This window comes from Pseudomonas sp. D(2018) (genome assembly GCF_005502555.1).
Lineage (GTDB): Bacteria > Pseudomonadota > Gammaproteobacteria > Pseudomonadales > Pseudomonadaceae > Metapseudomonas > Metapseudomonas resinovorans.
Map to the genome: position 1 here is coordinate 14,242 of NZ_SCOK01000059.1, position 14,867 is coordinate 29,108.

At 60.2% G+C, this 14,867-nt stretch carries 14 protein-coding genes and 1 tRNA gene; 7 read left to right on the forward strand and 8 right to left on the reverse strand.

From position 1 onward, the window contains the following. Positions 1-17 precede the first annotated feature (17 nt). From FFS60_RS24830 to FFS60_RS24840, 3 genes are read left to right on the forward strand one after another with little or no spacing between them, the layout of a single operon-like run. Positions 18-1,610, forward strand: coding sequence for a CHASE2 domain-containing protein (locus FFS60_RS24830; RefSeq protein WP_171016570.1), 1,593 nt, complete (start codon positions 18-20; stop codon positions 1,608-1,610). A 13-nt stretch (positions 1,611-1,623) separates the two neighbouring features. Further along, positions 1,624-2,079 carry a hypothetical protein gene (locus FFS60_RS24835; RefSeq protein ID WP_137823465.1) on the forward strand — a complete coding sequence of 152 codons (456 nt, stop codon included), beginning with the start codon at positions 1,624-1,626 and terminating at the stop codon, positions 2,077-2,079. A 26-nt stretch (positions 2,080-2,105) separates the two neighbouring features. Beyond that, entirely contained in the window at positions 2,106-3,212 is a 1,107-nt protein-coding gene (locus FFS60_RS24840) for a M48 family metalloprotease (protein ID WP_137823466.1), read from the forward strand. Positions 3,213-3,222: 10 nt separating this feature from the next. Here the strand turns inward: FFS60_RS24840 and pcsA are convergent, their stop codons facing one another. Further along, positions 3,223-3,945, reverse strand: a complete 723-nt coding sequence (gene pcsA / locus FFS60_RS24845) for a phosphatidylcholine synthase (RefSeq protein WP_137823467.1) — start codon at positions 3,943-3,945, stop codon at positions 3,223-3,225. Positions 3,946-4,208: 263 nt separating this feature from the next. On the opposite strand from pcsA, the gene FFS60_RS24850 reads away from it, so the two are divergent. From FFS60_RS24850 to FFS60_RS24865, 4 genes are all read left to right on the forward strand, one after another. Beyond that, positions 4,209-4,421, forward strand: a complete 213-nt coding sequence (locus FFS60_RS24850) for a cysteine-rich CWC family protein (protein WP_081668073.1) — start codon at positions 4,209-4,211, stop codon at positions 4,419-4,421. Continuing rightward, entirely contained in the window at positions 4,421-5,113 is a 693-nt protein-coding gene (locus FFS60_RS24855; protein ID WP_137823468.1) for a pseudouridine synthase, read from the forward strand. The genes FFS60_RS24850 and FFS60_RS24855 overlap by 1 nt, the downstream gene beginning before the upstream one ends. Before the next feature lie 398 nt (positions 5,114-5,511). After that, positions 5,512-6,393, forward strand: a complete 882-nt coding sequence (locus tag FFS60_RS24860; protein ID WP_028628847.1) for an alpha/beta fold hydrolase — start codon at positions 5,512-5,514, stop codon at positions 6,391-6,393. Between the two features lie 98 nt (positions 6,394-6,491). Beyond that, positions 6,492-6,565, forward strand: a tRNA-Gly gene (locus tag FFS60_RS24865). Positions 6,566-6,765: 200 nt separating this feature from the next. Here FFS60_RS24865 and FFS60_RS24870 read toward each other — a convergent pair. The 7 genes from FFS60_RS24870 to FFS60_RS24900 all read right to left on the reverse strand — a co-directional run bounded on the left by FFS60_RS24870 (position 6,766) and on the right by FFS60_RS24900 (position 14,591). Next, the gene (locus tag FFS60_RS24870) at positions 6,766-7,734 is read right to left on the reverse strand and encodes a transporter (RefSeq protein ID WP_137823469.1); all 969 of its coding nucleotides are present in this window, start codon (positions 7,732-7,734) and stop codon (positions 6,766-6,768) included. A gap of 133 nt (positions 7,735-7,867) precedes the next feature. Continuing rightward, entirely contained in the window at positions 7,868-8,257 is a 390-nt protein-coding gene (locus FFS60_RS24875; protein WP_137823470.1) for a DUF4440 domain-containing protein, read from the reverse strand. 72 nt (positions 8,258-8,329) lie between these two features. Then, on the reverse strand, positions 8,330-10,267 hold the full coding sequence (locus tag FFS60_RS24880; protein ID WP_137823471.1) for an amidohydrolase: 1,938 nt from the start codon (positions 10,265-10,267) through the stop codon (positions 8,330-8,332). Positions 10,268-10,364: 97 nt separating this feature from the next. Further along, positions 10,365-10,820, reverse strand: a complete 456-nt coding sequence (locus FFS60_RS24885; RefSeq protein ID WP_137823472.1) for a DUF6010 family protein — start codon at positions 10,818-10,820, stop codon at positions 10,365-10,367. A gap of 108 nt (positions 10,821-10,928) precedes the next feature. After that, positions 10,929-12,218, reverse strand: a complete 1,290-nt coding sequence (locus tag FFS60_RS24890) for an MFS transporter (RefSeq protein ID WP_137823475.1) — start codon at positions 12,216-12,218, stop codon at positions 10,929-10,931. 99 nt (positions 12,219-12,317) lie between these two features. Continuing rightward, positions 12,318-13,277, reverse strand: a complete 960-nt coding sequence (locus FFS60_RS24895) for a PDR/VanB family oxidoreductase (RefSeq protein ID WP_137823473.1) — start codon at positions 13,275-13,277, stop codon at positions 12,318-12,320. Positions 13,278-13,343: 66 nt separating this feature from the next. Then, positions 13,344-14,591 (reverse strand): Rieske 2Fe-2S domain-containing protein, encoded by a 1,248-nt coding sequence (locus tag FFS60_RS24900; protein WP_171016571.1) that lies wholly within the window; start codon positions 14,589-14,591, stop codon positions 13,344-13,346. Between the last annotated feature and the right edge of the window lie 276 nt (positions 14,592-14,867).

The following is a 14,867-nucleotide window of genomic DNA, read 5'->3' on the forward strand; positions in this document are numbered from 1 at the left end:
GCGTGGAGCCGAACGGGATGTCCGAACACGCGGGAAGCACGCAGTGGGGCGCTCTGCGCTGGTTATGCAGGCTGCTCCAACCGCTTCACTCATTTCTCCATAACCTGCCCGCCGCCGTGGCAGTCGCTTCGCTGGTTGTCATTGGCCATCTGCACTTTCGACTGCTGGACACGATTGATGGCTATACATACCTCACCATTGCCAACCTCAGTGCGGTGCAGGCCGCAGCAGGCAGAAAGCCCCAGCCCGGCGTCAGTGTTGTGTTGATCGACGCGCTGACCCACGAGACCCGATATGGCGAGCGCTCGCCTCTAAATCGCTGTGAGCTGTTGACCGACCTCGACGCAATTTACAAGGCCAAACCAAAGGTCGTAGTCATCGACTTCGACCTTTCTCCCTCACCTCTGGTTGAGCAAATCAGCAAAACGCAGAGCCATCAGAAGCCCCCGTCTCGCACCGAGCTGGACTGCCAAGAGGGGCTTTACCGTCTGATCGAGACCCAGACCGCAACCAACACCGTGCTGATGGAGCCCTTCGAGATGCTAGTCGAGGCCTCGGAGAACAAAAACCGCGAGTGGAAGGGGCGGATGGCCAAGACGTGCGACTCAAAACAGAACGGCCGCGTCTGCTTCGGCGACCCCAGTCTTAGACTCAGCTATGGCTTGCTCACTCGCTTTCCCTGCAACAACCAGGGGCTCGCTGGCCAGGCTTTGAAGTTGTCTTCGCCTCCCTCCTTGCCAAAATGCCTGAAGGAATCCAAGGATACCTTTGAGCTTATCAATCCGCTCCAGATCCTACTCGGCCTGGCTCCGGTCCCTATCTCCAGCATTCGGCAGCAGCAGGCGCTTCCTCCCCAGGCGAGCACTGTGCTCAACGGCGTGGTGTTCTTCGGCGGCGGTTACGGCTCAAGCGACACGTTTCTAACACCATTGGGCAACCTCTACGGCGTGGAGATACACGCCGCCGCTTACATGTCTCTTCAAAGACCCGCCTCCGACTTCGACCACTACGTAAGCTTTGCGCTGGAAATCCTGCTGGCTTTGATGTTCGGAATGGTTATCCGAGCTTGTTGGAAGCACTATTTCGACCGTCGCTTCAGCGAGTGTCCTCTGCCGCGACAGCAATCATTCCTGTTTGTCCTGCTGTTGTCAGCAGCGTTCATAAGCCTGGTCATCCTGTCGATCATCGCCTCACTTATCATCCTGGCCGCCTTCGATTGGTGGCTAACTCCTCTGCCCATCGCGGTAGGGATGCTGATCGAAAGCTTCTTTTCCGGAGCAGTCCATGCCGGTGTAGATGCGGGCCATGATCAGAGGACAAATCTGCTCAACAGCTTGTTGAAGACCGAAAGTCGGCTTCCCACAAGTGTGCGACTTCGCTTAAGGAAAGAACTCAATCAGCGTCCTCACCACCGCCAAAGCGTTTGCGATCAGTTTTCCCATTTCGTTTTCTTGGACTTCTGGAAGCTTTGGCAACGCCGCGCGGGGAGAAACAAGGAAGCCACAACCTTAGCGGGGAACAAGGCTGCCGCCTCCTTGCTGCTGCTGCGCCGCTTGGTTTGGCTGGGTTTGCTGGTTTGGGCACTGATCGTGATTTGGCTCCATCACTAGGGAGACATTGAAGATGAACAACCTGACGTTGAAAGCACTCGGAATCCTATGGTTACTGGCTGCCAGCAACGCTTCAGCACAGAACTGCACCGGCCTGAATGACCTGATGGCCGACGGAGGGATTACATCGAGCAATCCCCTCGTACAGATACTCAAAGCGATAACCAGCGACGAGAAGGCACGTGCTGACTGCGGCTCTCTGACTTCGGTGTTGGACCGCGTGAGCAACACGAAGAAGCCGGGCGGCCGCAAGCTGGAAGAAGACCGCCCCTTCAACGCCGAGGAAGCACAGGCCGACCTCGCTCAGGCCAATTCTGACCCGGCGGTGAACCAGCGCCTCGAACACGTGCGCAAGGAAGTCTCCGACCGACGCCAACAACTGGTCTACGAAGCAGCCATCCTCGACGAAGAGGGTTACTACAGCGCCAGGGACCTGCGTATCCGTGAACTCCAGCAACAGCTCAAGTAGCCGGGTATCCGGTACGAGGAGGCGCCATGAAAGCCTACATCCCCGCCACCTGCTGCACCTTTGCCGCAGCAGCCTTGCTGATGGCCTGCAATGGCGCGAGCATCACCAATCCGTTCGACGCCACGGGCGATCCGGCCCAGGTGAAGACCTTCACCAAACTCACCCCACGGGCAGCCGTGGTGGTGGACAGGAACTGCCCTCAACTGGTCCAGCCCTACCGCCTCAGTGACAACGCCGCCTCGCTCATTCAGTTCAATGTCACGGAAGTGCTGAAAGGACTGCCGGGCCAGTTGAGTAGCATACTCAGCTCAAGCCCGACGCCAGATACGGGCAGCCAGCTGTCAGACTCCACCAAGCTGGCGGCCAAACAACTCAACTGGCTGCCGATGTCAGCAGAAGTGCATTACGCAAAACGCCAGCACGACACGCGCAAGGACCTGCTGCCCCGCGACAACAAGCTGGGACGCAAGCACTATCCCGTGGCGGACAAGATGCTGAGCGACATCCTCGCCAGCGTCGGCGAGCCTCACGACTACGACTTCAAGCTGTTCATCGTCAAAACGTCCAACCGCAACGCCTTGGCCCTGCCCGGCGGCTACCTCTACCTTGACCAGGGACTGCTGAACGACCCCAAGCAACATCCCAAGGCGTACTTCGCCCTTGCCCATGAGGTTGCCCACGTCCTTCAGCGGCACGAGACCAAGGAAATGCAGAGCCTGGTGGTGGACTCCTTCTCGGTGAAAGCTGACCTCGTCGACACCATCAAGGACGCGAACAGTTCCCCAGAGAAAGTGGTCGACCGCATCAAGCTGGAGAAAGGCCAGTTCACCCGGCACCACATCGACCAGGAGCTACAAGCCGACTCCTGCGCCGTGAAGATGCTGAGCGAGGTCTATCCAGACAGCCAGGGCCTTTCCAGCTCCATCAATGCCTTCGTCAAGGACCTGCCCCCCATGGAACCCACAGCCTCCAGGGCTGCCCCGAAGAACCAAGCCGAGGCGGTCGCCGATAACGTGTACGACATCGTCAACTCACCACTCATGCGCCACCCGAACACCAGGGAGCGCACCGAGAACCTCCAGGCGATCTACCGCGAGGTCACCAGCAGCAGCGCCAGCGCCGCGGCCAACTGAAGGCAGGACCCTACGCTTTCAGCTTATGAGTCCAGTCCAGCAGGCTGCGCCACAGGCAGATGCTCACGAAGTAGGCCGAGGACAGCCACCAGATGCCCAGCACCAGCGACTTGTAGAAGGGATGCTGAAGGATCAGGAACATGCTGCTGATCATCCACACGAAGGTGACCACGATGTTCAGCGGCATCAGCTTGCGCACGCGGAACGGGTGCAGGAACTTCAGTTTGGTCAGCGTCAGGGCCGCAAGGAAGCAGATCAGCAACAGGCTGACCACGGGCAGCGGATCGATGATCCAGATGTACAGCGCCACCACGTTCCAGGCCGCAGGGAAGCCGACGAAATAGTTGTCGCTGCTCTTCATATTCAGGTTGCAGAAGCAGAACAGCGACGACACCAGGATCAGGCTCACCGCCACCAGCGCCGTATGCTCGGGCAGGTCGATGTAGCGGTAGATGAAGATCGCGGGGATGAACACATAGGTGAGGTAGTCGATGACCAGGTCCAGGGTCGAACCGTCGAAGTTCGGCAGCATGGTGCTGGTCTGCACGCGTCGGGCGAGGGTGCCATCGAGGCCGTCTACCAGCAACGCAGCCCCCAGCCACAGCAGGCAGTCACGGGGCTGGTTGTCGAACAGGGCAAGGATGGCCATCAGGGCCAGCACGACACCGGTGGCCGTGACACCGTGAGCGGACCAGGCCTTGGCTTTATTGACGACACTAATGTTGGTGGACACGAGGCAGCTCTGCTCTAAATAGTGGGCGACAGAATCGATAGACCGCGATTATGCGTCAGCTTCTCAAAGGCCTTCAGACATTTGTGAATCCGGCCATGTCGTTTTCAGACATCTTCACCTTGCTTATTCGAGCCTAGGCCATCCGAGCCAGACGGCAACGTCCGCCACCGCGCGATCATCGGGAAACGGCACCCATCGGCATGCACTTGCAGCCCAGCGCGCAAGGCTGCACCCTTGCGCCCTTTCCACCGTGAACTTCCTTCATGAGCGCCCCGTCCGACCCGACCCGCTGCCCACTCTGCGGCCAGAGCAATCAGTGCACCCAGGCCGATCCTGCGCGTGCGGGTCAGGACTGCTGGTGCTTCACGGCAAAGATCGACCCCGTCGCGCTCGAGCGCATCCCGCCGCAGGACATTGACCGCGCCTGCCTCTGCCCCCATTGCGCACAGTCGCTGCCACCCGATGCACCAAGCTGATGCGCCTTGATCGATTTTTGAGCAATCTTTCTGAATTCAACCGCCTCGACGCGCGCCTCCTGCTAGCCGCTGGTCGGGTAAGGGTGGATGGACAGGCGGTCGTCGATGGCCGCTTCGAGGTCCGCGAGTTCAACCGAATCGAGCTGGACGAGCGGCTGCTCCAGGCCGGCAAGCCAGCGCGCTACTTCATGCTCTACAAGCCTTCCGGCCACGTCAGCGCCACCGAGCACCCGGAGCATCCCACCGTGCTCGACCTGCTCGACGAGCCTGACAAGCACGACCTGCACCTGGGTGGACGCCTGGACCTCACCACCACCGGCCTGCTGCTGATCACCAACGACGGGCACTGGTCGCGCCGCCTCACGCTGCCCGGCAGCAAGCAGCCCAAGGTCTACTACGTGGAAACCGAGCAGCCCATCGGCGCCGAATACATCGATACCTTCGCCCGAGGGCTCTATTTCGCCTTCGAGGACCTGACAACCCTCCCCGCCCAGCTGGACATCCTCGACACCCGCGCCGCCCGCCTGACCCTCCACGAGGGCCGCTACCACCAGGTCAAGCGCATGTTCGGGCACTTCCAGAACCGCGTCGTGCGCCTGCACCGCGAAAGCATCGGGCCGCTGAAACTGGACCCTCAGATGCAGCCAGGCGACTACCGGTCACTCACCGATGCAGAAGTGGCCTGCTTTTAGCTAGATCATCTCCGAGTCACATCGGGATCGAATAACCCGACGAACTGCAAGAATTTTTCCTTTCAATGAGCTTGCGAGTGACATGATGCCCTGCTTAAATCGGACACAAGGTCGAAGCGTGACCAAAGAGTCACATCGACCATCTAAGCGTTCCCTGCGGTCCCTTGTGCTCTGCACTCGTAGGTTCCCTGCCTGGTTAGAAGACCCCTCTGGCGCCCTTCAAAGCGCTGGAGCCCGCCGTCTTTTTTCGACCTATCCGCTTGATAAATAAAGAATTTTAAAAATCTACGCCTGACATCCGATTGTCATCGAAAGGCGCTTTCCTACTGCCAAGACTTAAGCGCGAGCCAAGCCGTTTAGAGGGCTCGCACGACCCATCTGCGCCAGGAGGAAACGACATGAGGCCGGAAACTGCCATCGTCGAGATTCACAGCCAGTACAAGGTTCACACGGAGTTCTACGGCAACCCAGAAGCCAAGGAGACCATCATCCTGGTCAACGGCTCCTTGTCGACGACCGCCTCGTTTGCGCAGACAGTGAAATACCTGCAACCGCACTTCAACGTGGTGCTCTTCGACGAGCCCTATGCCGGCCAGTCCAAGCCGCATAACGACAACACCCGCTTCATCGGCAAGGAGACCGAGGCCGACATTCTCCTTCACCTGATCGAGCACTTCCGGGTGGACTACCTGATGTCCTTCTCCTGGGGCAGCGTCTCCGCCCTGCTCGCCCTGGCCCAATGCCCCGCGCGCATCAAGAAGGCCGTCGTCACCTCCTTCTCGCCCATCCTCAACGCACCGATGATGGACTACCTCACCCGCGGCATGGACTACCTCTCCGCCATCGACCGCGACAACGTCGGCCATCTGGTGAACAACACCATCGGCAAATACCTGCCGAGCCTGTACCAGCGCTTCAACCACAAACACTGCAGCAGCCTCGACGATCACGAATACCTGCAGATGCACCACCACGTGTGCCAGGTCCTGAACATGGATTCGCGCTGCTACGTGGACTGCCTGGCCAACGTCGACATCCCACTGCTGTTCATCAACGGCGACCGCGACGAATACACCTCGGCCGAGGACGCCCGCCACTTCGCCAAGCACGTGCGTGATTGCCAGTTCGAAGTCATCGACAACGCCGGACACTTCGTCGACGTCGAAACCAAGGCCGCCTGGCTGCAGACCCAGCAAGCCATGCTGGGCTTCCTCAAGACTCCGGCCACCAAGGGCATGGCTCGCCCGCAGGTCGCCGACTACCAGGCAGTTGCCGTTTGAACGCGCGGCCGCCCGGGCAGGTGCAAGTATCTTTCAGTAACTTGTGACTGCCCCGGGCTTCACCTCGCCCGCCTCTTCTGGTAAAAAGAGCACCCTTCGCGGGCGTCGTATAATGGCATTACCTGAGCTTCCCAAGCTCATGACGAGGGTTCGATTCCCTTCGCCCGCTCCAAAATCCCCTGACTAAGCCCCTGATTTTTGGGGTTTTTTCGTTTCTTGGCTTCGTTCGTCCCCTCGCACTGCCCTACTCCGCGTTTCCCCGAACTTCGTCGCCTTGCATGCTCGGGAAGCTGAAAGAGTTCGCAAGAGAGAGACTGCCCCATGGGCCCCACGCCAAACCGGGCGTCCCCCTGCTTGCGCACTCCGCCGACCTTAAAGCTTGTGCACCCAGCGGAAGACGAAGCGATTGCCTTCAGTCCTGTTTTCCGCCTCGGACTCGAAGTACAGGTTTGCGTAAATCAAGTCATTCCTGGAGAAGGCGTACATCGCGCCGGGACCGATAGCGAAGACTTTCTCACGTCGACCAGAAACGGCATGGCCGTTGATTTCGGTGTCCGTGAACTGCTTCAGCCAATAGCCATTGATACCAACGTGGAGCTGCTGGGTCAGCGCATAGGCCGCGTTGAAGTTGAAGTGCACGGCCTGCCCGGCCTGGACGTCCTCGGCACTCGCACCGTAGAGGGCCGGAGATGGATCGTCGTTCTTGCCGTTCCAGAGGTAATACGCGTTCCAGGTAACGGTGGTCTTGGGCGTGAGCCACAGGGTTGCGGCCCAATAGGGATTGATCGACCAGAAATTCGATCCGGGGTTGATGGCATGGTCCTTGTCGTACTTACCGATCGGCACCACGACATCCATTTCAAGTCGGTGGGCGAACAGGGGACCATTCTTCCCCATCACGGGCTCGAACTGCAGGTAGGCGCCCGCCCGGAGGTCACCGAATCCCTCCTGCGCGTCCAGCACAGCATTGTCCATTCCGTCATCGACCTTGGCCTTGGTGAGCACCGGCAGGATGAAGCTGAGCCCCCAATTGACATCCTTTCGGGAGCCATCCTGGTAAATCAGTTGCAAGGCAGAGGCATCGATATTGGTGGTGGACTTGGGCAGACCGATCTCGTCCCCATGCCGGTCGGTGATCTTGCGTCCCTCGTAGTGGGATGAATAGAGAGAAGTAGACCAGCCTGGGCCACCGGGAATGGTGGCTCCATCGTAGAAGGTAGTGAGACCCAGGTTGACGGCGGGCAGATCCCCGGCTTGCACCATGCCGGCAAGCAAGGAAAACCCGCACAATGAAGTTACCAAGACACTTTTCTTTGAACAAAAAGCTACCACACAGCTCATAAAGGCCCGCTCCGCTAGAGTTATTTTTAGGCAGAGAAACTGTCGAATCTAATTTTTATATATCGAACTTATTATTCATCTCCCGAGCCGACGCTGGGAGATGAAGAAGACGAACGCGAATGTTATGAAATGACTAATCACCAGATCCATCGGAGTTGAACATATCCCGATGCAATAGCCATTTCCCGCCCACGTTTTTCCACAGCACCAGATAGCGACCCTTTTCAGCCGTTACATGATCACCGGCAGGCGTTCGTGCATAGAGTTCATAGCTGCCGACTTCGCTTGCTTCCTGTTCGTTCCCCTCCACTTCGACAACTTTAAACTTCGCGCCAGCGATACCCATCTGGAAGGCCTGTTCGAAGAATGCACCTATTTCCAACTTGCCCTTCAGGGTTCTCTGTCCATTGGGCATCAGACAGGCATCTTCGGTATAGAGCGCGATTACCTGCTCAACGCTCAGACTTCCAACCGCCGCGGCCAGCGAATTTTCCGCAGCCTGTATCTTCTCTTGCAGTGTCATGCAGTATTTCCCTTGGTTATTGTTTCTTCAGTACATGCGTCATTCGCTGAACTGCCATGCCGTTACGAACAGTCAGATGCCGGCATCTCGAAAGACCACCGAACCATCCACCATCGTCAGGACGCTCTGGGTACTCGGCAGGTATTGAGGCTCGATCGAGAAAATGTCTTGGGACAACACGGCAAGATCGGCAACCTGCCCGGGAATCAGCCGCCCCTTGGAGTCGCCCTTGCCTTCCGCGATCGCGCTGCCCCGGGTATAGGCGCGGACGGCGTTTTCCATGGACATCGCCTCGTGTGGGCGGGCCGGGTGCTGCACCGCCGCAAGCAGCCCCAGGAACGGGTTGAGCGGACCATCCGAGCCGATGCCAACGGTGATGCCCGTGTCCAGGAGACTCTGGAACGCGCCATCGAAGATGGAGAATCCCGTGTCACCGCCGTAGAACCAGAAGTGCGTCGGGTTCTGCACCACCATCGCACCAGCCGCCTTGACCCGGCCGACCTGCTCCCTGGTCAGACCATCGCCGTGTTCGATGCGCAAGTTCCTGGCCTGCCAATCCACTTGCGGACTGAAGGTCTCGATTGCATTCAGCACACTTTCCAGCGCCCGGTCGCCGATGGCATGCAACAGCAATTGCTCCTTGGCCCCCAGGCTTTCGCGCAACATGTGGGAAATTTCGGAGCCGGGAAAATTCTCCTGCCCCCGGTTGGGCGAGTCGGAGGAATACGGCCGACTGACGGCTGAGGCACCCTCGATGGGAGTTCCGTCGAGGATCCACTTGGTGCCGTGGAATTCCACACGGTCAGTGATCTCGCGCTTGATGCCACGGCCATCGCTGAGAATCCGCCCTTCGGGCCCGGACGGTGGAAAGCGGATGAGCCGAACCTTGATCGGAACGTCCGCAGCCTTGGCCATGTCCAGATAGCGCTCAGGAGGCGTCCAGGACATGTTCTGGATGGTCGTGATGCCCCAGCGGACACACTCATCGGCCAGCGCCCGAAGACTGGCAGCGCCCTCCTCGACCGTCGCCATCGACGCGAAGCAACGCTGCGGCGACCACTGGGCGTACTCGTTGATTCGACCCGAAAGGCGCCGCGATCCCGGCAGCCGCTCATAGTCGCCCCCAACAGGATCGGGCTCCTCGTCCCGAATGCCCAGCCGCTGCATGGCAGCACTGTTCACCACGTTGGTGTGGTTGCTCATCCCCAGGAAAATAATCGGATGGTCCGGCGCGATTTCGTCGAGTGGCCTGCGATCGAGCGCCTTGTCGTTGGTCAGACGCTCGCCCATCGTCGCGTAGATCCAGGTGCCCGCGGGGGACGCGGCGACCGCTTCGCTAATCAGCAGCCGAATTTCGTCGAACGACGGATTGGCCATCGGGTCGACCGGCAAACGGATGCCGAACGGGTCGGGCGTATGGTGCATGTGCGCATCGTTCAGGCCCGGAATCACTGTGCGCCCGCCGACATCGATGACTTCCGCGAACGCCCCGGCCAAGGCCCGCATGGCAATGCTGGTCCCGACCGCGCGGATGAGCCCATCGCCTATCGCCACGGCTTCACACCAGGGCGCATCGAGTTCGCCGGTGAATATCCTGCCGTTGACAATGACGGTATCGATTTCCCCGGTACGTGCTTTCAGTTCCGGCTTTGTATTCGACTCGCGTTGTTCCCGTACCAAGGGAGATTGAGCAGCGGCCAGCAAAGCGCGGCTGACATGATCGTGCCGGTTGTTGCTCATGGCTGTAATAAGCTGCTTCTGGAAGTACTCGGCGCCACACGTCCAGTGATATGGTTGAACGAGGCGAACCGGAACTCTCCAATCCACAAGTACACTATCTTTCGGCAGTGCCGCAAAGGCTTCCACCAGTTGAAGAAATCGCGACCCCGTTAGTTTGCAACCACAACTTTCGGAGTGAATGATCTTCGCCCTCGAAGCAACACCTACCAGCTTCTTTTGTTTTGAGTATGTCGCCGTCAGCATCGAATTGACCTCAAGATTATTCGTCACGAAAAAATCTACACGTGGCCCCCGCCTCGGCTATGACAAAAAACGGTCATATGCTGCCAATCACCGTTCTCGATCATTGCACTCGACGAGACCCGGCTCAGATCAAGCCGTTGTTGCGCCAGAGGACAAGCAGGCCGGCGCCGATGATTACGTCGATGACCACGCACCAGGGCACGTACCAGCGCGGTATGGATACCAGTGGCAGTCGTGACCGATGGTGATGGGCCAGGTCCCACATCGCGTGGGCGAAGTAGGCCAGCGGCAGCAGAAAGGGCCAGCGGAGCAGCCCCAGCAGGCCGGCAAGCGCGAAGAGCCCGCTGACGTTGAACTCGATGAGCTGATGGCGGCTGTCGCCGTTGGTAACGGCGAAGCCGAAGTAGATGCCGCCGATGAGGGCGATGAGTACTGCGGCAAACCCCAGCGAGGCCTCCGGAGGCAGTAACGCGTGCGGCAGCAGGGACCCCACGCCGACGGCGATCCCCGTGGCAACCGGGCGCCGCGAGAACACCGAAGAGTGGTTATGGGTATGGGAGCAAGTCGTTCGCTCGGTCATGGCATTTCTCCGCGCGAGAGGGTGACAGGGCCAGGATGGCCCGCACGGCACCCTCTCCATCACCGTGCGCGACCATGATCAAGGATGGGGCGGTTCTGCTCCGCAGGCTCAGCCCTGCTTCGGATTGACCCTGTGCGGCGGCACCGCCAGGACGAGCGCGCCCCCCAGGAATATCAGGACCGCCAGGATGTTCAGCGCCAGCTCCGGCGTCGCCGAGAAGTCGCGCATCCAGCCGATGAAGTAAGGAGAGAAGAACGATGCGACGCTACCGAAGGAACTGACCAAGGCAATGCCGCCGGCGATGCTTCGGTTACTGAAGAACGCGCCGGGAAGCTGCCAGAAGATCGGCAGGGCCGTGGTGGCCCCCATGCAGGCCAGGGACATGCCGATCATCACCATGGGCAGGCTTGTGGGGGCCGCCGCGGCCAACAACAGGCCCACGGCGGAAGCGGCCAGGGGCAGGAAGAGATGCCAGCGGCGTTCCTTGTTCTGGTCTGAACTCCTGCCCATCAGCACCATGCTGATGCAACCGAGCAGATAGGGGATGGATGCCAGCAACCCGACCTGGCTCTCGTGACTGAGGCCGGTGTTGGCGATGAAGGTCGGCATCCAGAAGGCCACGACGCCCATGGCCAGCATCACCGCCGAATAGACGACGATGAGCAGCCAGGTAAAGCGGTTGGTGAATACACTGGAGAAGGTCGCAACCGGTTTATCCAGCTGCTCGCGGGCCAGGGTTGCCGTCAACTCGGCCTTCTGCGAGGGCGTCAGCCAGCCGACCGACTCATGGTCATCGGGGAGATAGAGCAGGACGACCAGCCCGAGGAACACCACCGGCAACCCCTCGATGAGAAACATCCACTGCCAGCCATTGAGTCCGTACCCATCCTTGGCGTGCTCCAGGATGAACCCCGAGACAGGCGCGCCGACAATGCCCGCCAGCGGCACTGCCAGGGCGAACAGGGCGGTGACCTGGGCCCGGCGGGTAGCCGGAAACCAGCGGTTCAGGTAGACCAAGATGCCCGGGAAGAACCCGGCTTCGGCCACGCCCAGCAGGAAGCGCAGGGTATAGAACTGCAGCGGGGTTTCGACGGCGAGCATGGCGGCCGACATGGCCCCCCAGATGACCATCAAGGTGGCGATCCAGCGCCTGGGACCCACGCGCTCCAGGGCCAGGTTGCTGGGCACGCCGAAGAGCATGTAGGCGATGAAGAAAAGTCCGGCGCCGAATCCATAGATTGAGTCGCTGAAGGCAAGGTCGTTGCTCATCTGCGTCTTGGCGAAACCGATATTGATGCGGTCGAGGTGGGCGAACAGGTAGCACACCAGGAGCAGGGGCAGCAGCCTGAGCAATTTGGCCGAGTGGGCGACGTCCGCGACGCTCGCCCTCGCCATCATCGGCTCCGCCGCCGGGCCTTTCAATTGGGCATTCTCGTTCATGATCGTCTTCTTATGATTGTTGTGGATTGAGAGGAGTGAGCCGGCGAGCGGCGGCTTTTAGAGATCGAGCACCAGACGCGGCGATCGGCTGCCGGAGCAGCAGACGAACATGGTCCTGTTCGCCTGTTTCTCAGCGTCGCTGAGAATCGAGTCGCGGTGATCCGGTATGCCTTCGATCACGCGCACCTCGCAGGCGCCGCAGATCCCTTCGCGGCAGGAACTCATCACCTCCACCCCCGCCTCGTCCAGGGCATCGAGGATGCTCTTGCCCGTTTCTATCGAAAGGGTCTTGCCGGTCTTGGCCAGCAACACCTCGTAGCCGCCGGCCGTGGCCGCTTCCTGCAGGGGCACAAAGCTCTCGAAATGAATCCGGTGTCCGTCTATCCCCTGGGACAGGGCCTTGTACGTCTCGATCATTCCGCTGGGACCACAGCAGTAGTAGTGCCGCTCGCCATCATCGGCGCCAAAGAGGTCGCGGATGTCGCGGACAGTGGTTTCCACGTCCCGCGCCAGCAGCAGATGGATATCGCCCCGTTCGATGCCGCCCTGCATGCGCTCCAGCAGGGCCGCATTCCGGCGGCTGCGGGCGAAGTAATGGAGCTCCCAGGCCGCGCCTTTTCCAGAGAGGTGCTGCGCCATGCTCCAGAGCGGGGTTATACCAATGCCCCCGGCAATCAGGACGGAGCGATGCGGGCCATCGACCAGCGGAAAGTGGTTCTTCGGCGCACTGATCTGCAGGGTGTCGCCGCTGCGCAGGGTTTCGTGGATGAGCCTGGAGCCACCGCGGCTTTTCGGGTCCTTGGCGACCGCGATCACGTAGCGCCGGCATTCCACCGGATCGTTGAGTAGCGAGTAGCTGCGCAGGGGGATGCCGTCGATGATGAGGTCGATATGCGAGCCCGCGGTGAAAGGCGGGAGCTCCCCTTCGCCGCAAGCCCTGAGTTCATAGGCCAGTACATCATCGGCCTCGTGGGTGATGGATTTGACATACACCTGGTGTCTGTTCGGCGCGCTCATGGTCGGTCTCAAGCGATAGCTGCAAAGCTCATGGAAAGGTGCCCGGCCCGGGGCCGGGCGGATCATTCAGAGAAATTCCGCTTCTCGTTCCTGACGCTTCCTTTCCGTGAAGCCCTGGATGTCGGCGCCCGCCGGGATCATTTCGGCCAGGGCCCTCAGCGAACGGTAGTTGCTGTCTCCCGCCCGGAGGCAATCCTCGTTGGCTTCCGATTGCCGGATGCGCTCCATGAGTTCGCGGCGCAGGCGCACGATTGCCAGGTCGCCGCTGCCGAGAAATTCACGGGTGCGATCGACAATGGGGATGCTCTCGGCGACGGCGTAGTCCTCGAAGATCACCCCGGGAACACCGCTCCAACTGGTGCCCTCGCGCATGGCTTCGCGGTCCTGGCCATAGTTCGGCGTGCCCTGGCGCGAAGCGGCGAAGTTGTCGTCGCACTCATCGGTACCCAGGAGCGCGAAGTCGGGCAGGTTGTCATCGATGGGCTGGCGCGAGTCCCAGTAGACGTACCACTGGAGACTGCGGGTGTTGTTGACCGGTACCACGATGATTACGAAACCGGCTTCCTGCTCGGTGGTGCCGATGAAGGCCGTGCCGGGCGCCACGTATTCGGTAACGCGGAGGTAGTCGGTTTCTCCTCCACTGGACCGCAGCGAGTAGGAACGCAGCCCATAGGGGCGGCTTTCCAGAGTGTACTTGGGCGTATCGTTGCCGGTGACCAGCTGCAGGCCCGCCTGGGGCAGGCTCGCGTCAGCGGTCGTATCGTGGTGCAACAGGCCGATATGCGCCGAGTCGAGCAAGGTCTCGACGTTCTGCAACCAGTTGGCTTCGTTGTACGACGCTCGCGGCCGCGCGTGTTCCCGCGTGAGGTAGGTGAACGCGTAGTCGTTGAACTTCGGCGGCTCGCCTTCGCCGAGATAGACCCAGACGATGCCACCGCCCTCGCGGACCTTGAAGCCCTGCCCCTTGACCTTCTGGCAGAAGCCCTGGTCCTTCTCCGTCGGCATCCGAGTGCAGTTGCCGTCGGCGTCGAAGCTCCAGCCATGGAAGATGCAGGTCAGCCGATTGCCTTCGTTCCTGCCGAGGGCGAGCGAGACGCCGCGATGGGGGCAGGCCTCATGGAGGAAACCGACCTTGCCATCGTCGCCGCGAAAGGCCACGTACTTCTCGCAAAGCAGCTCGACGCGCTGCGGCGCCCCACCCGGAGCGAGCGCCTCGCTGCGCAGGGCTGGAATCCAGTGCTTCTTCCAGTACCCATGAAGCGGTGTACCGGGGGTTACGTCAGTCAGCAGGCGGTTCTGTTCGGCGGTGAGCATGGCTAGTCCCATCTTCTTGTAAGGGTCCCCGCTCCAATGGGAGGAGCGGGTATTTATCTCAACAAAAAAGAATCTCAGTTGTTAAGATAACTTCAGACTAAGCTCGGCCAAGGGTGAGGTCAAGAGAAATCATTAGCATGTTAATTTTTTAGTGACGGACGCGCAGTAAAGGGGAGAGCCCTGGCTTGCCTGGACGGAGACGAGGCGAATGACGCGGCTGAGGTATGATCGGCCCACAACCACCCACTGGATTCCGGATGAACGAAACCCTCCCCC